Origin of the sequence: Streptomyces sp. NPDC007856, assembly GCF_042868225.1 — a bacterium.
In the GTDB taxonomy this organism is placed as follows: domain Bacteria; phylum Actinomycetota; class Actinomycetes; order Streptomycetales; family Streptomycetaceae; genus Streptomyces.
Genome location: NZ_JBIAEC010000005.1, coordinates 42,496 through 63,807, shown reverse-complemented (window position 1 = coordinate 63,807; position 21,312 = coordinate 42,496). Strand labels below are relative to the sequence as shown.

Annotated in this window: 21 protein-coding genes and 1 pseudogene; 8 read left to right on the top strand and 14 right to left on the bottom strand. The window is 68.8% G+C overall.

The window, feature by feature from the left end; translation table 11 throughout:
• From ACFYOH_RS13890 to ACFYOH_RS13875, 4 genes are all read right to left on the bottom strand, one after another.
• Complete coding sequence (locus ACFYOH_RS13890; protein ID WP_388625123.1) at window positions 1-876, bottom strand: LLM class F420-dependent oxidoreductase; 876 nt, start codon at window positions 874-876, stop codon at window positions 1-3.
• Between the two features lie 543 nt (window positions 877-1,419).
• Window positions 1,420-2,334 (bottom strand): NAD(P)-dependent oxidoreductase, encoded by a 915-nt coding sequence (locus tag ACFYOH_RS13885; protein WP_388625120.1) that lies wholly within the window; start codon window positions 2,332-2,334, stop codon window positions 1,420-1,422.
• The gene (locus ACFYOH_RS13880) at window positions 2,331-3,308 is read right to left on the bottom strand and encodes an aldo/keto reductase (protein WP_388625118.1); all 978 of its coding nucleotides are present in this window, start codon (window positions 3,306-3,308) and stop codon (window positions 2,331-2,333) included. Before ACFYOH_RS13880 ends, ACFYOH_RS13885 begins: the two co-directional genes overlap by 4 nt.
• A 260-nt stretch (window positions 3,309-3,568) precedes the next feature.
• Window positions 3,569-4,579 carry a LysR family transcriptional regulator gene (locus tag ACFYOH_RS13875; protein WP_388625116.1) on the bottom strand — a complete coding sequence of 337 codons (1,011 nt, stop codon included), beginning with the start codon at window positions 4,577-4,579 and terminating at the stop codon, window positions 3,569-3,571.
• A 250-nt stretch (window positions 4,580-4,829) separates the two neighbouring features.
• Here ACFYOH_RS13875 and ACFYOH_RS13870 point away from each other — a divergent pair, with 250 nt between their 5' ends.
• On the top strand, window positions 4,830-5,339 hold the full coding sequence (locus ACFYOH_RS13870) for a hypothetical protein (RefSeq protein ID WP_388625113.1): 510 nt from the start codon (window positions 4,830-4,832) through the stop codon (window positions 5,337-5,339).
• 21 nt (window positions 5,340-5,360) lie between these two features.
• Here ACFYOH_RS13870 and ACFYOH_RS13865 read toward each other — a convergent pair whose 3' ends face one another.
• The 4 genes and pseudogenes from ACFYOH_RS13865 to ACFYOH_RS13850 form a co-directional block, all read right to left on the bottom strand.
• Window positions 5,361-6,596 carry a multicopper oxidase family protein gene (locus tag ACFYOH_RS13865; RefSeq protein ID WP_388625111.1) on the bottom strand — a complete coding sequence of 412 codons (1,236 nt, stop codon included), beginning with the start codon at window positions 6,594-6,596 and terminating at the stop codon, window positions 5,361-5,363.
• A gap of 874 nt (window positions 6,597-7,470) precedes the next feature.
• Window positions 7,471-7,752 carry an isochorismatase family protein gene (locus ACFYOH_RS13860; protein ID WP_388625108.1) on the bottom strand — a complete coding sequence of 94 codons (282 nt, stop codon included), beginning with the start codon at window positions 7,750-7,752 and terminating at the stop codon, window positions 7,471-7,473.
• An 86-nt stretch (window positions 7,753-7,838) separates the two neighbouring features.
• A complete protein-coding gene (locus tag ACFYOH_RS13855; protein WP_388625105.1) occupies window positions 7,839-8,831 on the bottom strand; it encodes an NAD(P)H-quinone oxidoreductase in 993 nt (330 codons plus the stop codon).
• Window positions 8,762-8,905: pseudogene (locus ACFYOH_RS13850) on the bottom strand (hypothetical protein); the annotation flags it as partial. The pseudogene ACFYOH_RS13850 and the gene ACFYOH_RS13855, both read right to left, overlap by 70 nt.
• A 308-nt stretch (window positions 8,906-9,213) precedes the next feature.
• Between ACFYOH_RS13850 and ACFYOH_RS13845 the strand changes: the two are divergent.
• Both ACFYOH_RS13845 and ACFYOH_RS13840 read left to right on the top strand, forming a co-directional pair.
• On the top strand, window positions 9,214-10,518 hold the full coding sequence (locus tag ACFYOH_RS13845; RefSeq protein WP_388625103.1) for a Dyp-type peroxidase: 1,305 nt from the start codon (window positions 9,214-9,216) through the stop codon (window positions 10,516-10,518).
• 135 nt (window positions 10,519-10,653) lie between these two features.
• Complete coding sequence (locus ACFYOH_RS13840; protein WP_388625100.1) at window positions 10,654-11,610, top strand: cytochrome D1 domain-containing protein; 957 nt, start codon at window positions 10,654-10,656, stop codon at window positions 11,608-11,610.
• A 30-nt stretch (window positions 11,611-11,640) separates the two neighbouring features.
• Here ACFYOH_RS13840 and ACFYOH_RS13835 read toward each other — a convergent pair whose 3' ends face one another.
• The 3 genes from ACFYOH_RS13835 to ACFYOH_RS13825 all read right to left on the bottom strand — a co-directional run bounded on the left by ACFYOH_RS13835 (window position 11,641) and on the right by ACFYOH_RS13825 (window position 13,333).
• On the bottom strand, window positions 11,641-11,895 hold the full coding sequence (locus ACFYOH_RS13835; RefSeq protein ID WP_388625098.1) for an NAD(P)-binding domain-containing protein: 255 nt from the start codon (window positions 11,893-11,895) through the stop codon (window positions 11,641-11,643).
• Complete coding sequence (locus ACFYOH_RS13830) at window positions 11,892-12,866, bottom strand: aldo/keto reductase (protein WP_388625095.1); 975 nt, start codon at window positions 12,864-12,866, stop codon at window positions 11,892-11,894. The genes ACFYOH_RS13835 and ACFYOH_RS13830 overlap by 4 nt, the downstream gene beginning before the upstream one ends.
• Window positions 12,867-12,973: 107 nt before the next feature.
• On the bottom strand, window positions 12,974-13,333 hold the full coding sequence (locus ACFYOH_RS13825) for a hypothetical protein (protein WP_388625093.1): 360 nt from the start codon (window positions 13,331-13,333) through the stop codon (window positions 12,974-12,976).
• A gap of 712 nt (window positions 13,334-14,045) precedes the next feature.
• On the opposite strand from ACFYOH_RS13825, the gene ACFYOH_RS13820 reads away from it, so the two are divergent.
• The 5 genes from ACFYOH_RS13820 (at window position 14,046) to ACFYOH_RS13800 (ending at window position 18,727) form a co-directional block, all read left to right on the top strand.
• Window positions 14,046-14,708 carry a hydrolase gene (locus ACFYOH_RS13820; protein ID WP_388625091.1) on the top strand — a complete coding sequence of 221 codons (663 nt, stop codon included), beginning with the start codon at window positions 14,046-14,048 and terminating at the stop codon, window positions 14,706-14,708.
• A gap of 221 nt (window positions 14,709-14,929) precedes the next feature.
• The gene (locus ACFYOH_RS13815) at window positions 14,930-15,616 is read left to right on the top strand and encodes a YoaK family protein (protein ID WP_388625089.1); all 687 of its coding nucleotides are present in this window, start codon (window positions 14,930-14,932) and stop codon (window positions 15,614-15,616) included.
• Between the two features lie 102 nt (window positions 15,617-15,718).
• Window positions 15,719-17,608: an amidohydrolase gene (locus tag ACFYOH_RS13810; protein WP_388625087.1), complete on the top strand. Its 1,890-nt coding sequence runs from the start codon at window positions 15,719-15,721 to the stop codon at window positions 17,606-17,608.
• Between the two features lie 52 nt (window positions 17,609-17,660).
• Window positions 17,661-18,155 carry a DoxX family protein gene (locus ACFYOH_RS13805; protein ID WP_388625084.1) on the top strand — a complete coding sequence of 165 codons (495 nt, stop codon included), beginning with the start codon at window positions 17,661-17,663 and terminating at the stop codon, window positions 18,153-18,155.
• Between the two features lie 41 nt (window positions 18,156-18,196).
• Window positions 18,197-18,727, top strand: a complete 531-nt coding sequence (locus ACFYOH_RS13800) for a MarR family winged helix-turn-helix transcriptional regulator (RefSeq protein WP_388625082.1) — start codon at window positions 18,197-18,199, stop codon at window positions 18,725-18,727.
• Between the two features lie 99 nt (window positions 18,728-18,826).
• Here the strand turns inward: ACFYOH_RS13800 and ACFYOH_RS13795 are convergent, their stop codons facing one another.
• From ACFYOH_RS13795 to ACFYOH_RS13785, 3 genes are all read right to left on the bottom strand, one after another.
• Window positions 18,827-19,330 (bottom strand): MarR family winged helix-turn-helix transcriptional regulator, encoded by a 504-nt coding sequence (locus ACFYOH_RS13795; protein ID WP_388625078.1) that lies wholly within the window; start codon window positions 19,328-19,330, stop codon window positions 18,827-18,829.
• Between the two features lie 77 nt (window positions 19,331-19,407).
• Window positions 19,408-20,313, bottom strand: a complete 906-nt coding sequence (locus tag ACFYOH_RS13790) for a 3-hydroxyacyl-CoA dehydrogenase (RefSeq protein WP_388625075.1) — start codon at window positions 20,311-20,313, stop codon at window positions 19,408-19,410.
• Entirely contained in the window at window positions 20,310-21,296 is a 987-nt protein-coding gene (locus tag ACFYOH_RS13785) for a 3-hydroxyacyl-CoA dehydrogenase NAD-binding domain-containing protein (protein WP_388625073.1), read from the bottom strand. The genes ACFYOH_RS13790 and ACFYOH_RS13785 overlap by 4 nt, the downstream gene beginning before the upstream one ends.
• Window positions 21,297-21,312 lie beyond the last annotated feature (16 nt).

The following is a 21,312-nucleotide window of genomic DNA, read 5'->3' as shown; positions in this document are numbered from 1 at the left end:
TTATCCCAATAGAGAAGCGAGCCTGCGCCATTCCTCCCTCGGGAGCTTGTCCCCGTGGGTGCCGGTGAGCACCTGGAGGGCCACGTGGTCCCCGCCCGCCTGGTGGAAGGTGTCGATGCGGTCGCGGATGCGGTCCTCGTCGCCCCAGGCGAAGACCGCATCGATCAGGCGGTCGCTGCCGCCCTCGGCCAGGTCGGCCTCGGTGAAGCCGTGCCGCAGGAAGTTGTTGGTGTAGTTCGGCAGGGTGAGGTACATGGCGAGGGCGTCGCGGGCCAGCGCGCGGGCCCGGGCCGGGTCGGTCTCCAGGACCACCTTCAGCTCCGGGGCGAGCAGTGGGCCCTCGCCGAGGATCTCGCGGGCCTGGGCGGTGTGTTCGGGCGTGACCAGGTAGGGGATGGCGCCGGCCGCCCGCTCGCCGGACAGCTTCAGCATCTTCGGGCCCAGCGCGGCCAGCACCCTGCTGTCGGCGGCGACGCCGGCCTCGTCCAGCTCGTCGAGGTAGCCGGTCATCGCCGCGTACGGGCGGCTGTAGTCCTTCACCAGCGGGCCGTGGCTCACGCCGAGACCCACCAGGTAGCGGCCGGGGTGCGCCGATTCCACCTCGGCGAAACCGACCGCGGTCGTGGCGGCCTCCTGCTGCCAGATGTTCAGGACGCTGGTGCCGACGACGATGCGGCGCGTCGCCCCGATCAGCGGGGCGGCGTGGTCGGCGGTGCTGTTGTTGCCGAGCCAGATGGCTCCGTACCCGAGTTCCTCCAGTTCGGCCGCGGCCTCGTCCAGTTCGCCGCGCCGGGCCGGGTCCTCCGAGCGCAGTTCGACGCTCCAGGCGCCGTACCGGCCGACTCGCCGCTTCAGGGGGACTGTGGTGTCGCTCATCGGGTGTTCCTCCGGGTGGTGAGCTGTGCCGTGATCATCACGTCTCCAACCACTGCCGACCGAAGGGCGTTCCCAGCCGATCGCCGCCGTTCCCTCAGTTGGTCGAACGGACCATAAGACGTCGAACACCCACGAGCCCGCCACTTGGTGGCGGGCTCGTGGGTTTCGTCGGGCTGGTCGTCTACGGTCCGGCGACCAACCACAGGATGAGCGCGCGTCGAGATCTTGCGAGTAGCGGTACACGCCTGAGTCTCCGCGGCCGCCGGTCTGTTCCGGCCTCGGGGAACACCGGAACCATGGTTAGCGGTAGCGTCAGTTCCGGTTCGGGCTCTCACCAACGACCATCTGTGAGAGTTCTGCGACAGCCGCCGGAGCTCAAGCCGTCCGTGCTCGCCCGTCTCGCCGGCGAGGCCTTGGTGGTTGTGGTGGTCTCCTGTGATGGTGTCGTCGGGGGGCTTTGTCGTGGCTGCGTGCGGCGTGGATGGACCGGCGGGACCGGGGAATATCCTCATTTCCGGGTGTCCTTTCATTGCGCCGGTCTGATCACGCCGTGATGTAGACCGCGGACAGGTCCTCGTCGGCGTGCTCGACGGCGGTGTGCCGCCAGCGAGGCAGCAGCGCTTCGGTGAGCGGCAGGTGGGTGCCGATGCCGTACGCGGCCTGCACCGCCAACTCGGCGTCCTTGACGGCGTGTTTGAGCGCGAAGGCCGGTGTGAAGTCGCCGGCCAGCATGGTGGTGGCCTTCTGCACCGCATACGGCGAGCCGAGCGGGGTGGACTGCAGCAGTGCCACGATCGAAGCGGGGTCCAGGCCGAGCCGGCCGGCGAAGGACAGGGCCTCCGCGGTGGTTTCCACGAGGTCGACCAGCCAGGTGTTCAGCACCAGCTTCGCCTTGGTGCCGGCGCCGGCCGGCCCCAGCCAGACCGTGGCCCGGCCCAGCGCGCCGAACACCGGGGTGAGCATGTCGTGCACCCGGTCGGGACCGCTGGCCAGGATGATCAGCTGCCCGGTTCGGGCCGGTCCCTGACTGCCCGAGACCGGAGCGTCCACGAACGTCACCCCGTGCCGGGCAGCTGTCACGGCGAGCCGGGCCGACCAGCGGGCTCCGACGGTGGCCATCTGCACCCAGATCAGTCCGGGGCAACAGGACAGAAAGCCGTCCGGTCCAATCGCCGCCCGCTCGGTGGCGGGCCCGTCGGCGAGCATGGTGATGAGGATTCCGGCGCCCTGGACCGCCTCCGCAGGGGTGTGTGCGACGAACGCTCCGTGCTCGGCCAGGGCGGTGGCGCGGCTACTGGTTCGGTTCCATACCCGAAGCCGGAAGCCGCTGCGGGCCAGGTTCTCCGCCATGGGGCTGCCCATCCGCCCGGTGCCCAGGAAGGCGATCACCGGTGTCTTAGCGGTGTGGTCGCCGAGGGCGACCGGCGTGTCGTGCGAGGGTGGCTGGGTGGTGGTCATGACATTCCTTCCGGGGTAGGACCGCCGACAGGGACCGCGGCGGTCATGATGTGGTCGATCTCGGCCAGATCGGACCGGCTGAGGGCGAGGTCGAGGGCGCCGAGGCTCTCGGCCAGATGGGCCGGGGTGCGGGCGCCGACGATGGCGACCTGGACGGCAGGGTGGGCCAGCACCCAGGCCACCGCCAGTTCGGCGACCGATGCGCCGTGGTGGGCTGCGAAGGCACGCAGCGCCGCCACCACCTCGAGATTGCATGCGAGCCCTGGACCGGTGAAGGACGGGCTGCGGCCACGCCAGTCGTCGGGACCGAATGTGGCATCAGGGGTGAGGGCCCCGCCGAGCAGCCCGTGCGCCAGGGGCCCGTAGGCCAGCACGCCGACGTGGTGCTCGGCGGCGTAGGGCAGCAGGTCGGCTTCGACGTCGCGGCGGAAGAGGTGGTACGGCGGCTGGATGGTTTCCACCGGCAGCACGGTGTCGAACTCAGCCATCTGGGCGGGGGTGTAGTTGGAGACGCCCACGTGATGGATCAGGCCCTGCGCCCGCAGTTCGGCGAGCGCGGCGGCGGTGTCCTGGAGGGGAGTCCGCGGGTCGGGCCAGTGCACCTGATAAAGGTCGATGTGGTCGGTGCCCAGCGCTTCGAGGCTGGCTTCGACACCCTTGCGCAGCCATGCCGGGCCGGCGTCGCGGACCAGCCGGTCCCCATCCATGCGCAGCCCGCCCTTGGTGGCGATCACGACCGACTCGCGGTCCGAGCGCAGCTCGTCGGCCAGCGCCGCTCCGAGCAGCCGCTCGGAGCGGCCGAAACCGTAGGCCTGGGCGGTGTCGAAGAAGTTGATGCCCGTCGACCTCGCGTAGCCGATCGCCTCGATCGCGGCCCGCTCACCCACAGGTCCCCAGTCCCCGCCGAACTGCCACCTGCCGTACGCGACGGGGGTCACCTCCAGGCCGGATGCGCCCAGTGTCACCGTCTGCATGTCGTCCTCCTCGGGTGGGTGGAACCTCCTGTCTCGACGCTCACACCCGCGGGAAGCCGCCGGTAGTGGCCCTTCGCTTGCCGGGATACAAGCCCTCCTTGTACCGGGCAGGCATAACGCGATCGGCGGCCGATGCCGGAGTCGGCAGCACTCAGCAGCGCCCCGGACGGCACCCGGGCGACAGGGTGTGGTGTCGGAAGCAGAGGGGCGTGCCGACGCGACCGTGCATGCAGAGAACGCGTTGCGTGGGCCCGGCGCCGTCACGCGGCGGAACGGCGACGGATGTGGGTGCCGGTTTCCGGCCCCGCGCCGGATGTGGGCCCGCCCGTCCGCCCGGTTTGATCGCGGCGGGTGATGTGAGCGATCAGATCCCGTGCCACTCCGCTCGGCGGAGTGGACGCTCCGTCCCAGATGACGCGCAGAGTCCTGCGGAGGTCGAGTTCCGGTGTCTGCACCATCACGAGCCGGCCTGTGGCCAGATCGTCCCTGACGGCCAGTTCGCTGATGACGGCTGGTGCGGTGCCGGCCAGTGCGGCGGCACGAACCGCTGCCGTGGTGGGCAGCGACAGCGCCGGGACGGACTGGGTAGTACCGGGACCGAGCACCGCGGCCAGCGCGGCGGTGAGGGTGTCGAGGGTGCCGGAACCGCGCTCCCGGCTCACCAACGGCGCGGCAGCCAGCTCGGCGGCGCTGACCGGTCGGCGCCGCCGAGCCCAGGGGTGGCCCGGAGTGACGACCACGGCGAGCCTGTCGTGGCCGACGATCCGGCCGTGGAGCCCGGTCGGCCGCTGTGGGCCCTCCGTGAATCCGATGTCCGCCGTGCCGTCGGCGACGTGGGCGATCACTGTGGTGGTGTTGACGGCGGTCAGCAGGATCTCCGGGGCGCTGGTTCCCGGTCGTTGTGCCGCACGGAACGACGACAACCAGCCCGGCAGGAGCTGCTCCGCGATGGTCAGGCTGGCACTGACCCGCAGTCGGTCACGCCGGTCGGCGCGCAGGGCGGCGATCCCGGCATCCATCTCGGCCGCGACACCCAGCAGCCGGGCGGCCCACTCCGCGATCACGACGCCTTCGGCGGTCAGGCTGGACCCGCGCGGACTTCGGTGCACCAGCGTGACGCCGGTCTGGGCCTCCATCGCTCTGATCCGCGCGGACACCGCCTGCTGGCTCACCCCCGCCGCCCGGGCGACGCTGTTCAGGCTGCCCTCCTGCGCCACGCCCAGCAGCAATTCCAGCGCGGCCAGGTCAGGAACGTGCGTACTGAGAGCCATGAGCCGCCCTCCCAGCTGCAAGCCGGGGTTGTATCCCCTCAAGCCTACGGCCGCTACCGGAGCGGGGCGGCCTCTGCGAGTTTCGAAGACACCACCGGGGAGGCCGTCCGGCCACCCGACGGAGGGCGTGGCCGGGAGTCCGGCAGGTCTTACCCCCGCACCGCACGGTGCCACCACCCTCTTTTCGGACTCCGCGTCTTTTCGGAGTCCGCGTTGGGCCCGATGGGCGACGACCACCAGGAGACACATCATGAGCGCCCCCACGCTGCTGAGTCCGCCCGAACACGAAATAGAGCGATCCTTTCTCCTGAAGCGGGCACAACCCGCCATGAACGGCCTGATCGACGGCTCGCTGTCCACGCTGGCACCGATCTTCGCGGTCGCGTTCGCCACGCACCAGCCGCACTACGCGTTCTTCGCCGGACTGGCCACGGCCATCGGCGCCGGTGTGAGCATGGCCTTCTCAGAGGGCCTGTCCGACACGGGAGACCTGACCGGCCGCGGCAACCCCTACCAGCGCGGAGCGATCACCGGGCTGGGCACGTTCCTCGGTGGGGTGCTGCACACCCTGCCCTTCCTGATCCCGCAGTACCGCGTCGCGCTGGTCGTGGCGCTGGCCACGATCACCTTCGAACTGCTGACCCTGGCCTGGATCCGCTGGCGCTTCTTCGGCACGGGCTTCCTGCGCTCGTTCGTCTCCATCGCGATCGGCGGGGCGGTCATCGCCGGCGTCAGCGCTGCGCTCGGCGCCGCCGGCTGACCCGGCTCAGAGCCATGGGCGTCACTTCTCGATGTCCAGCACCGCCATCATGCCCCGGTCCTCGTGATTGAGGATGTGGCAGTGCAGGACGGTCTTGCCCGTGTAGTCCTTGAAGCGCATCCGGATGACGAACCGGCCCTTGGCGGGAACGCTCGCGACGTCCTGCAGGCCGTGACTCTGGTGCGGGCGGCCGTTGATGCTCATCAGCTGGAAGTGATTGGTGTGCACATGGAAAGAGTGTTCCTCGTTGCTTTCGTTGACCACGGTCCACTCCTCGACCGTGTTCAGCTTGGCCCGGATGTCCACCCGGTTCGGATCGAACTGCTTGCCGTTGATGTAGAACTTGGTGCCGGCTGCGTTCTCGGAGAACACGACGGTGCGCCGCGCGGCGATCGTGGCGTGGCTCAGATCCACTGCCGGCGCGAAGGACGAGGTGGGCAGCGGCGCCGGTGACGTGGAAGGCCCTGCCGAGACCAGGGTGGCCAAGGTCGCCTGCGGGAAGAGGTTGCCGCCGGGGCCGGTCTGGTACGGGAGCGTCTGCAACTCGGTACTGCCGGCCGGACCGCCCTGTACGAGCACGTCGAAGCGGGCCCCGGCCGCAAGGAGCAGCGAGTCGGCTGTCCAGATGCGGTCGACGGGTGTGCCGTCGTGGGCGATGACACGGAACTTCTGTCCCTGCAGGTGGACCCTGTAGTAGATGTTGGCGCTGATGTTGGCCAGCCGCCACAACTGGGTCTCGCCCGGCCGGATGTGGATGACCGGGTTCAGCTGGCCGTTGACGGTGCGATGGGTGGGCGCACCGATGTGCAGACCCTGGGTCTTGATCGCGTCGCCCTGGAGCTGGAAGTCCTTGAGCGCGATGACGTGCTCGGTGATGTGGCGCAGGTTCGCCGGAAGGTACTGCTGCAGGCCGTCGACGACGAGGAGGCCCGACATGCCCCCGGCGACCTGCGCCGCAGAGGTGTGGTCGGTGTGTGGGTGGTACCAGTAGGTGCCGGCACGCAGAGTACGGGGGAACTGGAAGGAGTAGTGGAACGTCTGGCCCGGACGGATGTGGAGGAAGATGTTGTCGGCGGCTCCGCTCGGTGACACATGGAGACCGTGCACATGCAGGTTGGTCTCCTCGTCGAGCGTGTTCTTCAGGGCCAGCTCCATCTTGTCCCCCGGCCGGATCCGCAGCGTCGGCGGCATGTAGCTGCCGTTGTAGGTCAGACCCCACAACGCGTGGCCGCCGAGGTTCACCCGCCGTCTCTCCACGACAATGTCCGCCCTCAACACCCCGTTGTGACTGACCAATTGCGCCGGCTCCCTGAGAGGAGCCCCTGCGGCGAACGAGGGTGTGGGCGGCGGCGACGACGGCGTCGCGGACTCCGACGACGCGCTGGTGCAGCCGCTCATCAGGGCGGCGAAGGCAACGAGCAGCGCCATGGTGATGCAAGGCAGCCTGGAAGGGGATCGCATGACGCCTCCGCTGAGGGACACCAGGGTCGCGTAGCTGATCACCACGAAACCCCTGAAGGAAGCCACACGCACCCCGCCTGAGCCGTTCGAGCTACGCTGTGCACCCCGATGCCGCGTGAAGTGTGCGTACCTGCTCGTCGACGAAAATGAGACGGGCCCTGTTGCGCGGTGCGCGGGTGGTGCAAAGAAGTCGGTGGAGAGAGCCCGGGCAAGGTGGTTGCCGGCCAGCGCGTCCAGGCACCGCCCCAGGACCAGGACCCGGACGTCGGTGAGAGTGTCCACCAGCAGCCGCAGGCCTGGGCGGAGGCGCTGTGGCGGCAGCGGGCGTGGCCGGGCGCGGGACGGGTGAACCGAGCACCTGCTGGCGCTGGGCGAGAGTCGCCGGGAGCGGGCGGCCGCCACCGGCGCTGACAACATCCACACAGAGGTGTCGGACTGGCCGATCGAGGCGGGCGCCTCGGCTGCCACCGACGACGGCCAGGGACCAGTGCCCGATCCTGTAGGCCCGGGTCAACGGGTGGCTCTCGTGACCCGCCCTCAGAATCGAACGCGGACCATCCAGAGCTGGAACCTGTCAGGTCTCTCCGATCACTCGCGAACAACGGTGTCGTGACCAACCGTCGTGACGGGCCCCTGCAGCCAAGCGTGGCGGTCAGCGCCCCACGGGCTTCTAGGCTTGGTAGGCGGCGGAGATCTGGCCGACCAGGACGGCGAACGGCATGTCGAGTGCGGCGTAGCAGGGTCCTGCCTCGGGGGAGGCGTTGTCGGCCAGGGCCTCGACCATGAGGGTGGCGTAGTCGCTGACGATGACGCCTGCCTGTTGCATGCGCAGCAGTCCGGCCTCCCGCTTGGTCTGGCTGAAGGTGCCGGAGGCGTCCACGGCGACGTAGGCGTCGTACCCGGCGGCTGTCGCCGAGATCGCGGGAAGTGCCGCGCATACCTCGAGCGACATCGAACCGTCGCCGGCTCTGAGAGCTGTCGGAAGCCGGCATGCCTTACAGCCCCGCCGTCACCTTCGTGAGTGCCGGCAGACCGCCGTCACGCCGTGTCGGGGTTGACCAAGACGATCTTGCCGATGTGGTGAGCGCCCAGAATCCGGTGCGCCTCGGCAGCCTCGGACATGGGCAGGGTCTGGTCGATGACCACCTGTACGGACTCGTTCTCGATCAGTGGCCACACGTGGTCTTGGACCTCGGCCACGATGGCTGCTTTCTGCCCGGTCGGGCGGGAGCGCAGGGTGGTCCCGTGCACGGACGCGCGCTTGAAGATGAGTTCGGCGAGGTTGAGTTCGGCCTCCAGGCCATTCTGCAGACCGATGATGACCAGTCGCCCGTCGGGGGCGAGGGAGCTGACGTTGCGCTGAAGGTAGTGGCCGCCAACGATGTCGAGGATCACGTCGTAAGGGCCGTGCTCAGCGAAGTCGTCAGTGTGGTAGTTGATCGCGAGGTCGGCGCCGAGGTCTCGCACCCTGGCAGCCTGTTCGGGGCCACCGACAGTGGTGACGACGCGGGCGCCGCGGGCCTTGGCGATCTGGATGGCCATCGTGCCGATGCCGCCCGCTCCGCCGTGCACGAGGAAGGTTTCGCCTGCCTTCAGGCCAGCTGTCATGAAGACGTTTGACCAGACCGTGGCGGTGGCTTCGGGTAGGGCCGCCGCTTCAACAAGGCTGATGCCCTGGGGCACCGTGAGCAGCTGCCCGGCAGGGACGGCGACTTTCTGCGCGTATCCGCCCCCTGCAAGCAACGCGCATACATGGTCGCCGGGTTGCCACTGGGTCACGTCCTCGCCGATGGCGCTGATCTGGCCCGAGACCTCCAGTCCCGGGTAGGGCGATGCTCCTGGGGGGACCGGGTACCGCCCCATCCGCTGCGCGACATCTGCTCGGTTGACCGCGCTGGCCACCACATCCCTGCCTGTTGCCAGGGCCCCAGACGCCGCCGACAGGTCTGCCCAGAGCCGGACCCGAGCTCCAAGGGCAGGAGTTGCCACGCAAGGTTCTGGTGCAGGACGTAGAGGGTGCCTTGCAGGCATAGCCGGTCGGGCACCGTCTCGGCCCCGGCGACCGCTCGCGCCAGGGCGGCAGCAGCGGTTCGATCAGTGCCCACAAGTCGTCGTCCACGATCCACGGCCGAGCCGTCACACCCACCCCAACGGTCAGATTCACAACAGTCACGCTCGAGCACTGTTCAGCAAGATCCTGTTACGAGCTCTAAGCTCACGCTCGCCGCGTGATCAACGAAGTGTGTCCACGATCATGAAGGGAAGGCCCCCTTTCGAGTACGCGCGCCCTGCCAGCCAGAACCTCCAGGGAGTGACCTCGCCATGCCGTCACACTCCCAAGTGGTAGCACTGACACATCCGACATAACATATTAGACCAGGCTTCGGTCGATGTTCGGTTGATGGAGAATGCCATGACCGACGAGGCGTATCCCCACGAGGAATGGAGCGGAGCGGGTTGCCCGGTGGGGGCGTTCGCCCGGCGGACGTTTCTGCAAGGCTCCGCAGCCGGCCTCGTGGTCGGAACCGCGGGCGACACCACCCTCAAAGGTGGTACAGCAGTCGCGCGAACGACACCCGCGGACACGGACGAACCCAAGTCCCGGACGATTCCCTTCCACGGCTACCACCAGGCGGGCATCGCCCTTCCTCCTCACCCACAACGGGTCGCCATTTTTGTCGCGCTCGACGTCACCGCATCCGGCCGCAACGAACTCACCGAGCTGTTCCGCACGCTGACTGCGCGCGCCCGCTTCCTCACGTCCGGTGGAAAACCGCCCGAAACGTCTCCGACCGCGGCACCGTCAAGCTCGGGCATCCTGGGACCCACGGTCGTGGCAGACGGTCTCACAGTGACCGTAGGCGTGGGCGCCTCTCTCTTCGACGACCGATACGGTCTGCGCGCCCGGAAGCCGGTCCAACTCGTCACGATGAAGCCGTTCCAGCATGACGACCTGGATCCGGCGCTGAGCCAGGGGGACCTGCTGCTCCAGATATGCGCCGATAACCGGGACACGACGGTGAACGCCCTGCTCGACATCCTGATGCACACCAAGTCGGCGGCGAAGCTGCGCTGGCGCATCGACGGCCAGCGCAATCCGCATCGCCCCGTCGGTGTCCGGCGCGACTGGTTCGGTTTCAAGGACGGCATCTCCAACGTCGACACCACCAGCGCATCCCAGATGGACCAGGCGGTCTGGGTCCAGCCGAAGAGCGCTGAACCGGCGTGGGCCGCGGGCGGCACCTATCACGTGGTGCGTATCGTGCACTTCTTCATCGAGGCGTGGCAGAAGGTGCCCGTCGCCCAACAGGAGCGCATCTTCGGCCGCCGCAAGGCGAGCGGCGCCCCCCTGTACGCGCTGGGCGAGAACGACAACGACAAGTTCGACCCCATCTACACCAACGACCCCCAGGGACTCATCACCCCGCTCAACTGCCACATCCGGCTCGCCAACCCCCAGACCCCGGAGACCGCGGCGACCAGCACGATCCTGCGCCGGAGCTTCGACTACGACCGGAGTCCCAACCTGCCCGAGCTCGACATGGGACACGCGTTCAACTGCTTCCAGCAGGAACTCAACACCTACATCACCATGCAGACCCGGCTACAGCGCGAAGCCCTCGTGCCCTTCATCAGCCCTCGGGGCGGAGGCTACTTCTTCGCGCTCCCGGGCGTCCGGGACAACAGGGACTACTACGCCCGCGGGCTGCTGACCTGATACCTGGCCGGGGCACCGGACCGGACCACGGCACTGCGCACAGGAGGCGAGATGTTGTCTGCCGCGCGGACATCGGCAGGGAGCCGCCAAGGCCATGGCAGGGCAGTACGGCCGGTCCTCGTGATAGGCGTTGCCGTGCTTCTGGTCTCCTGTGCGCCCACCGCCTCCGCGCACCCGGTGACCGCCGACCCGTCGCCGACGTCTACCCGCCCCGACAGCCGCGTCTACGTCACCAACCAGCAGGACAACACCGTCTCGGTGATCGACGCCCACGCCCACAAGGTGATCGCAACCGTGCCGGCCGGCACGGCCCCCGAGGGCGTGGCCGTCTCCGCGGACGGCAGACGCCTGTACGTCGCCGACAGCGGCTCGGCCCGTGTCTCGGTCCTCGACACCCACACCTACAAGACCGTCGCCACGGTGCCCGTCGGCAAGAGCCCCACCGGAGTCGCCCTGAGCCCGGACAGCGGGTCCCTCTACGTCACCAACGGCACCTCGAACACCGTCTCCCTGATCGACACCCGCACCCAGCGGGCCACGGCCACCATCCCCGTCGGCAGGTCCCCAGTGAACGTGGCCCTCAGCCGCGACGGCGCCCAGGCGTACGTCACGAACGCGGGATCGGGCACGCTGTCGGTCATCGACACCCGCACCCACCAGGTCACCCGGCAGCTCCCCGCGGGGCAGTCCCCGGTGGCCGTCGCCGTCACCAAGGACGGCAAGGCGGCCTACGTCGCCGACGAGGTCGGGACGCGCGTACTCGCCATCGCCACCGACAGCGGCAAGGCTGCCACCGTGAACGTCGGCACGGGCCCCTTCGACGTGGCCATCGGCCCGGACGGCCGCCACGCCTACTCCGCGAACCTCGGCCCCGGCAGCGTCTCCGTGATCGACACCGGCAGCAAGCACGTCTCGGCGACCATCGACCTCGGCCCGCCCGGCACCGACCCGTTCAACCTGGCGGTCACCGACGACGCGATCTACGTCACCAACCAGGGAGCGGGTACTCTCGCCGTCGTCGATTCCGCATCCCGCAAGGTCGTCGCGACGGTCACCGTGGGCGCCCAACCGTACGGGGTGGCGGTGAGCTGAGGCGGTCAATCACGTCGAGTGGGTTCGGATTCAGGCTTCAGCCTCGTTCAACGATGCCGAGTACGCGCCGTCGGTCGGCATGGTGATCAGGAACTCGGTGTCCGGGGCCGGCGAGGAGGCGACATGCACACCGCTGTCGTCCAGAACCTCGGCCTTCTGCCGGGTCCGGTTCCACACCCGCACATCGAAGCCGACGTGCAACAGATTCCGCGCGATAGGGGCTCCCACACCGGTGCCGATGACGGCGACCGTCGTCCGCCCACTCCCATCCTGCCCAGCCGTCACACACTCTCCGGGGAGGGGCCGGCGACCGGGGCGGCCGCGGCCATGATCGAGTCGATTTCCTTCAGGTCGCTCTCGTCCAACGACATGTCTGCAGCTGCGAGGCTGTCCTCGACGTGGTGGGCACGCCGCGTACCGACGATCGCCACGTCCACTCCCGGCTGGACCAGGGTCCACGCGAGGGCCAGTTGACTCACCGTCATGTCGCGGAAGGCGGCGAACTCCTGGAGCTCGCGTACGACAGCGAGGTTGCGCCCATAGGTCTCGCCTCGAAAGACGCTGCTCTTCGCGCGCCAGTCGTCGGAGGAGAAGACGGTCTCCTTGGTGAGGATGCCCGTCAACAAGCCGTGCGCGAGTGGCCCGTAGACGAGGACGCCGATGCCGTGCTGCCGGGTATAGGGCAGGACGGTGTCCTCGATCTCGCGGTGGAAGAGGTGGTAGGGCGGCTGCAGCGTCTCCACCGGAAGGGTGCGGGAGAAGTCGGCCATCTGGTCGGCGGAATAGTTGGACACGCCGACGTGCCGGATCTTGCCCGCCTCGACCAGTTCCTTGAGTGCACCCGCGGTGTCGGCGAACGGCACCTTCGGATCGGGCCAGTGGACCTGGTAGAGGTCGATGTGGTCGACGCCGAGCGCGGTCAGACTCGCGTCGACGCCCTCGCGTAGCGCCGCGGGACTCGCATCCCGGGCGATCCCGGCAGCGGTCCTGCGCAGACCACCCTTGGTGGCGATCACCAACTCATCGCGGTAACGCCGCAGTTCGCTCCGCAAGGCGGCACCGAGCAGTCGCTCCGAGGCACCGAATCCGTACGCCTGGGCGGTGTCGAAGAAGTTCACCCCGAGCTTGCGGGCCCGGTGGATGGCGGCCTTGGCATCGTCCTCGGCGAAGTCGCCCCAGTCGCCTCCCAGCTGCCAGGTGCCGAAGGCAATGCGGGAGACCTGCAAGCCGGTCGTTCCAAGTGTGGTGCTGCGCATGGTTGTCCTCCGTGCGTCATTGATCGTTTGGCTTTCTGAACCCACCTCGTTCGGATCCGCGCCGAGTTCCTCGCGGACCATCGCGTTCAAGGCAGCGGCGGGATCCCTCATGATCGCCGTCGCAACGTGCTGGGCGTCTCGGCAGCCGTGCCGGGACCGTGGCGGCTCGTCCGTACGGCGACAGCGGCGAGGAGTGCCAGCACGACGACGGTGAACCACGTCGTCGCATCGGTCAGGCTCATGGACCGGCTGGCGATGCCCAGGCTGACGGGCAGCACGGCCAGGCCGAGGTACGAGGCGAAAAACAGGCCAGCGAGGGCTTCGCCGCGCTGAGCCGAGGCGGCCGTGTCGGCCACATGTCCGACGGCGGACTTGAACAGCACCCCGGCACCGGCTCCGGCGATGATCCCCGCGAGCAGGAACACGGGCAGGCTGCCAAGGCGCATACCGACTGCGAGAACGGCCATTGCCCACGGCCTGAGCGAGCAGCCCGAGGTACCAGCGCGTCCGGGTGCCGAGCCGACCGGTGCCCGTCTGGGCCGCCGCGGCGGCTCCGAAGACCGCGAACACGACCAGTCCGGTAAACGCGCGGGACGGCTGGTGCAGGACCCCGCCGAGGAAACCCGGGACCACGGCCCGGCACCCGTCGGCGTGATCAGCGGGCTCGATGCGGTCGTCCGATCGGTGGCGCAGCAGCCGGGCACACGCAGGAGGAACGCCACCGGTTGATGCGGCCCCGGTCAAGAGGGAGGGCATGCGTGCCGACACGGCGACACGGCTGAGCCGATTGCCGCGACCGACAGCGTCGCGACGCCAGGTGGCCCGGGGATCCACACATAGAGATCCCGAGCACCTCGAGCGTCCACGCGGTCGGGGTCTGCGCGCGTGCGAGGCAGCGAGACGCTCAGGAGCGGACGTGGGCGCCGTGATACACCTCACCCATCTAGTTCATCATTCAACCTCTTGCGCAGAAATATCTGGCTTGGAAGATTGATTGATACGGGCGTCCCACCCGGGGACGGACCCCGTCCTCACGAGACACCCGAGGAGGCCGCAATGCCGGCATCCGAGAACCGACCACAGGGACTGCTCGCGCGGATCGGCCGCTTCTTCGGCCGACCCTCCGGCAGGCACGCAGGACGCGTGTCCCTGCTCCTTTCAGAACAAGAGGAACCCATCATGTTCAACATCGGCAATGTCAAGGCCGCCCCCAGCCCGGATCTGCTGACCCCTGAGAACTCGGTGATGCTGTTCGTCGACCACCAGCCGCAGATGTTCTTCGGGACTGCCAGCGGCGACCGCACCGCGATCGTCAATGCCACCGTGGGCCTTGCGAAGGCGGCCAAGGCGTTCGGTGTGCCGACGGTGCTGACCACCGTGGCCGCCGAGTCCTTCTCCGGCCCGCTCCTGCCCCAGCTGGCCGAGGTCTTCCCGGGCCAGGAGATCATCGACCGCACCACGATGAACGCCTGGGAGGACAACGCGGTCGTCGAGGCGATCAAGGCCACCGGCCGCCGGAAGATCATCATCTCGGGCCTGTGGACCGAGGTGTGCATCGTTCTCCCCGTGCTGTCCGCGCTCGGACAGGGCTACGAGGTGTACGTGGTGGCCGACGCCTCCGGCGGTGTCACCCCGCAGGCTCACGAGCACGCCATCGAGCGGATGGTCAATGCCGGTGCCGTGCCGGTGACTTGGATCCAGGTCCTGCTCGAGCTGCAGCGCGACTGGGCCCGTGCCGAGACGTACCTCCCTGTCATGGAGATCGTCAAGGAGCATGGCGGCGCCTACGGTCTCGGCGTCGTGTACGCCCAGTCCGTCATCGGCGCCCACGCCGCGGGCTGATTCACCGGGTCGCCGGCCCGCGGGCGCCCCGCCCCTGGGCCGGCACCGGCCCGCAGCCTAAGACCTCGAAGTACCCGCCGTCCGGGGATGCAGCGGCGCAGAGGTCATCCCGCGTCCCAGAAGCAGCGGGCCTGCCACCGAGCGGCCGGCCCATGGACGGCCCACGTTCGCGTGCGCGAGCAATCCGAACCCGGCATGGGCCGTGACCCAAGGAAACGACAGTGAACCTCAATCATTCCTCGGCACCCGGCGCGTCGGGCGGTCGTGAGCCGCTGCTGCCGGCCCTGATGACCGTGACGGCGGTGAGCGGGCTCATCGACGCGGTCAGCTATCTGGGGCTGGGCCATGTCTTCACCGCGAACATGACCGGCAACGTGGTCATCATCGGCTTCGCCGCCGCCGGCGTCCCCGGCTTCTCGGTGCTCGGCTCGCTGGTGTCGCTGGCCGCCTTCCTTCTCGGGGCGGGGGCGGCCGGCCGTCTGGCAACCGTGATGGGCCACTGGACGTCGCCGAGCCGGCTGCGCTGCATCCTGCTGCTGGAAACGGTGCTGCTGGCCACGGCCACCACGGTCGCCTTTGTCGCGAACCATGCGGTCCACGCGCTCATCGCCCTGATCGCTCTGGCCATGGGCCTACGCAACGGGACGGTCCGCAAACTCGCCGTTCCGGACGTGACCACGACGGTGCTGACCCTGACGCTGACCGGCCTGGCATCCGACTCGACTCCGGCAGGCGGTACCAATCCGCGTGCCGGCCGCCGACTGGCCTCGGTGCTGGCGATGCTGGCAGGCGCGTTCGGCGGAGCCGTGGTCGTGCAGCACACGGGGCTCGGCTGGCCTCTGCTGGCGAGCACATTCGGTACCGCTGCCGCCGTCCTGGCCGTACCACGCGGCCCATCCGCGGGCTGACTCGGGCCCGCCTGTCAGTCCCCCCTCACCGCGGCCCCAGCAGCCGCTTCACCCCCCCACACACACCCGTTTTTTGGGGCTTGCTCATTGGAGATGATTTCCATGGCCACTATGTCCGTGGCTGGCCTCCCCCCGGTCAGCGACGACCACGTCGCCGACCTCGTGATCCGCAACGCCAAGCTCTACACCGGCGACCCGACAAACCCCCAGGCCAGCGCCGTCGCCATCAAGGACGGCAAGGTCACCGTGGTCGGTGACGACAAGGACGTCGCCCCGCTGATCAGCCCCCAGACCCGAGTGGTCGACGCGCTGGGCCGCCGGGTCGTCCCCGGCCTCAACGACTCCCACCTGCACGTGATCCGCGGCGGCCTGAACTACGTCCTGGAACTGCGCTGGGACGGCGTACCGACGCTGCGCCAGGCCCTGGCGATGCTGCGCGAGCAGGCCGCCCGCACCCCCAAGGGGCAGTGGGTCAGGGTGGTCGGCGGATGGTCGGCGGACCAGTTCGCCGAGAAGCGCCTGCCGACCCTCGCCGAGCTCAACGCGGCCGCGCCGGACACCCCGGTGTTCGTGCTGCACCTGTACCAGTCCGCCCTGATGAACCGCGCGGCGCTGAAGGCGGCCGGCTACACCAAGGCCACCCCGGACCCCAAGGGCGGCCAGCTCGTGCGCGGCCGTGACGGGGAGCCGACCGGCATGCTCCTGGCCGCCCCCAGCGCGCTGATCCTGTACTCCACCCTCGCCGCGGCACCGACCCTGCAGGGCGAGGACCTGAAGACCTCCACCCGGCACTTCCTGCGCGAGCTGAACCGGTTCGGCCTCACCTCGGCCATCGACGCGGCCGGGGGCTTCCAGAACTTCCCCGACAACTACGGCACCGTCATCGACCTCGCCAAGGCCGGCCAGCTGTCGCTGCGCATCGCCTACCACCTCTTCCCGCAGACCCCGGGACAGGAGATCGACGACCTCAAGCGCTGGATCGACATGGTCAAGCCCGAAGACGGCGACGAATGGCTCCGGCTCAACGGCGCCGGAGAGAACCTGACCTGGTCGGCGGCCGACTTCGAGAACTTCACCGAGCCCCGGCCCGAACTGGCCGACGGCTACGAAGACGACTTCGAGAAGGCCGTACGACTGCTGATGGAGAACGGCTGGGGCTTCCGCCTGCACGCCACCTACGACGAGACCATCCGCCGCGACCTCACGGTCTTCGAGAAGCTCGCCGCCGACGGCCTCTTCCCCGCCGGCAACCGCTGGCTGTTCGACCACGCGGAGACCGTCTCGGGCGAGAGCCTGGACCGCGTCGCGGCACTGGGCGGCGCCATGTCGATCCAGAACCGCATGTCCTTCCAGGGCGAGGCGTTCGTACGCCGCTACGGCGCCGCTGCCGCAGCAGACGCACCGCCGGTGCGCGCCATGCTGGAGCGCGGCCTGACCGTCGGCGCCGGCACGGACGCCACCCGGGTGTCCTCCTACAACCCGTGGGTCGCGCTGCACTGGCTGGTCTCCGGCCGGACCATCGGCGATCTGACGATCTACCCGCCGGAGAACCGCGTCAGCCGGGAGACGGCACTGACCATGTACACCCAGGCCGGCGCCAAGCTCACCGGAGAGCAGGACGTCAAGGGCATCCTCAAGCCCGGCTTCTACGGCGACCTCGCCGTCCTCTCCGACGACTTCTTCACTGTCCCGGAGCAGGACATCCCGCACATCGAGTCCCTCCTGACCATCACCGGCGGACGCATCGTGTACGCCGCCGGCGAGTACGAGGGTCTGGACGAGTCGATACCGGCGATCAGTCCGGCGTGGAGCCCGGTCGCCCACTACGGGGGCTACCAGGCCACCGTCAAGCCCAGCATCTCGGGCGCGCGACAGGCGGAGCTACTCGGCCAAGCCGTCGCCGAGTCCGAGCAGCACCGGCACTGGCGCGCCCAGCGCGGCTTCGCGCCAGAGGCTCCGACCGAGATCTTCGACACCTGCTTCGTGCTCTGAGGCACCGCAGCCGACCTTTACCGCACCACCCACCACGCACGAGGAGAGTGTGATGAACACCGGACTGCTCATCCTGAGGCTGGCCGTCGGCCTGCTGTTCGTCGGGCACGGAATCCAGAAGGTCAGCCACCGCCTGGGAGGTCACGGGATCGAGGGTGGAGCGGCGGAGTTCCGGGCGGACGGGTTCCGCGGCGGCCGGCTCACTGCGGCCGCCGCGGGCCTCGGACAGATCACCGCGGGTCTGCTGCTCAGCGCGGGAGCGCTCACCCCTTTGGCTGCCACCATCTCGGCGGGAGTCATGACGGTCGCGGCCACGGTGAAGTGGCGCAACGGGCTCTGGGTGCAGCACGACGGCTACGAGTACCCGCTCGTCCTGACCGTCCTGCCGGCCGTACTGACGCTCACCGGGCCCGGCCGCTGGTCGGTCGACCAGGCCATCGGCCTGCTTCCCTGGGCCCCCTGGTGGGCGGCCGCGGCCGTCGGCCTCGGCATTCTCAGCGGGCTGATGACCCGCGCCGTCCTGGCACAGCCGGGCCTGCCCATCTGAGTCATCAGGAACATCTGCGCCGCCGGCGCGTTGAGACTGGCATGGAGAGAGAGACGAGAGGGCGGCGGAGGGCGGAGCCCACGCCGCCCTCCGCCAGTGGCGACGTCCGTGGTGGCGGCGAGAGCATTGACCGTGAGCTGCTCGACGGGTGGATGCTGGTGATGCAGGGCTTCCAGGCCACGCAGGACTCTCTCGCGAGCGAACTGGCCGAGCGCTTCAACCTCCGCCAAGGCGCCGCCGAGGTTCTGGTGCGCTTGCTCACCGCGCCCAAGAACCGGATGCCGATGACACGCCTGGCACACGAGACACGCATGTCCAGTGGTGGGTTCACCAAGCTTGCCGACCGGCTCTGTGCGGCCGGTCTGACTCGGCGTATGACCTGTGAGGAAGACCGGCGCCTCATCTACCTCGAACTGACGGACCTGGGCAAGGACACGGCCTGGGCCATCTCCGAGGCAGTTACGGGGATTCTGCGCGATCGAGTCCTCGCCCCTCTCGGCCGCGACGGGTTGGGCAAGCTCGCCGATGCCATGCGCGCGGTGCGCGACGCCAATGACGATCTCGGGAAGTGACGTCGGCACGCAGAGCGTCCGAGGACAGAAACGTCGTCTGCGAATGCACTTCCTCATGCGTGAAGCGCAATCACCGAGTTGCGGTGACGGAAGGCGACGTCAGGCCGACCGTTCCGTGTATTCCGAATTCGCACTGCCGCCTTCGTCGTGGTGGTCGACCGGCCCGATAAGTGCCTCACTGATCTCGCGCAATTGCTCAACCTGGGCAGGGGTGAGACGGTCGAGGAAACTAGAGCGCACGCAGGCGAGCTGGAGGGGAGCTGCGGCCCGCAGGGCATCTCTTCCCGCACCGGTCAGCCGCGCCAGGACGATGCGGCGGTTGAGGGGATCCGGTACGCGCACCACCCAGCCGTGCTCCCGTGTGCGGTCCACCAGATGGGAGAGTCTGCTGGTCGATATGCCCATCCGCCGGGCCAACTTGGTCAGGCCCAATTGCCCCTCAGGGGCTTCCGCCAGCCAAGAGAGCATCTCATAGTGGATCTGCCACATGCCGGTCTCACGTCGAATTTCCTGCCCGACCTGCTCAGTCAGCCACCGTGCCGCACTACTGAAGACGCGCACAGAGTGCTGCGCGTCAACGCCGGCCGATTCAATGCTCTCCACAAGGACTCCTTGAATTTTGCGACACCCCTCAGTGTAATTTAATGTTGAACCAAATGGGAAGTGACGTACGCACTTGGTCAGACGCCTTTTCCGGTTACCAGCACGGCATGGGCGATTCCGGTGAGGTTGCCCTGTGCGACGAGGATCTCCTTGCGGTCCGATCCGTCGAGGCCGGCGGTGTAGATGCTGCCGCCCAGGTCGGTCACGTACATGCGGCCGCCGTCCAGGTCGAGGGTGATGCCGATGCCTTCCATCAGGTGGGTGAGGAGGATCTCGGGCGAACGTACTGCGTTCGGCGGGTGCATGGGTGCGCGGTTCACGGTGTTGCCCCGGGGCGGGTCGCCGCGGTCCGTCCAGTACAACAGGCGCTGCACGTAGTCGAGTTCGAGGTCGATCGGCTCCGGCAGACCTTCGAAGAGCACTTCGATGTCGCTGCGTTCGGCCGCGCTCTGGCCCTCGGGAAGGTCGATTCCGGCCCGCAGGATCTTCCCCTCCCCCGCGTCGCTCGGGCCCTTCTGGGACCAGTAGACATGTCCGCCGGCCGGGTCGACGGCGACTCCCACGCACCACCTTCTCTCGTCCTGGCGGTCGTCGGCTCCCTGTCCCGTCTGCAGGAGTGTCTCGACGTTCGAGCCGTCGAGTTCGCAGCGCATCACGCGCATGCCCTCACGATCAGCCCAGTACAGCTTCCGGCCCACGGCCTCGAAGTGGAGCTGCTTCGGGGTGTGCGTGACGCCGCTCGGCACGATCGTCGTCCGGTTGCCTCCGTCCAGGTCCACACGCTCGATCGAGCCGTCGTTCTCCGCCGGCACACCCATGTTCGTCCAGTAGATGTGCCCGGCCGCCACATCGACCGCCACCCCGTCAGGAACCCTGCACCCGGTGACGAGGACCGTCTTGCCCGAGCCGTCGGGGTGCACACAGAACAGCCGGCCGCCACCGCTGGCTTCGAGTACGAACAGCCTTTCCTGCCGCTGTGTCATGTCCCCTCCTCTGTCACGGGGTCGGTTGTGAGCCCCGGGCCGGAGGAGTCATGCCGTGCGCGCACGGCCAGCAGGGCCGAGAGCATCGCGTCGCGCCGGTCGGCCAGCTCGTCGACCGAGTGGCCGTTCGCCTCGTCGAGGACACCGGCCACGATCGTCTGCTGGAGCTCGGGTGTGAACTCGGGGGTGCCCAGGTCCTGCCAGGACGCCACCATCCGCGGCATGAGCGTCTCCATGAAGTGCTGGATGCCGCCCTCTCCTCCGCCCAGATGCCACAGCAGATGGGGTCCCATGACACCCCATCTGAGCCCCGGGCCCCAGGACACCGCGTCGTCGGAGTCGGCCACGTCGAGCACGCCCTCCTGGACCAGGTACACCACCTCGCGGTACAGGGCGGCCTGGATGCGATTGGCGACGTGCCCGGGAAGTTCCTTCTTGAGGTGGACCGGTTTCTTGCCGATCGCGGCGTAGAACGCCATGACGTCCCGGACCGTGTCCGGATCGGTCCTCGTACCGCCGACGACCTCGACCAGCGGGACGATGTGCGGTGGGTTGAAGGGATGTCCGATGACGGTGCGCTCCGGGCGCCGGCACTCGGCCTGGATGACGCTCATCGTGATGCCCGATGAACTCGACGCGAGAATCGCGTCCGGCGGCGTGGCCTCGTCGATGTCGGCGAACAGCTTCACCTTGAGCTCCGGCCGCTCTGGTGCGTTCTCCTGGACGAAGTCGGCGTCCGCGACGGCCTGACGCAGGTCCGCGGTAAAGCTCAGCCGGTCGGGCGACGCCCCAGGCGCGAGCCCGATCGAGGCGGCCGCGTCCCAGGCCGCCTCCACGTACGACCGCAGAGCCGTCTCCGCGGTGGGGGCGGGATCGGTCGCCGTGACGTCGAAGCCGCGGACGAGATAGTGCGTCGCCCAGCTCGCACCGATCGTGCCGGTCCCGACGATCGCCACGCGCTGGACAGGCCTGTGCGCATTCATGACTGGTCACTGCTCC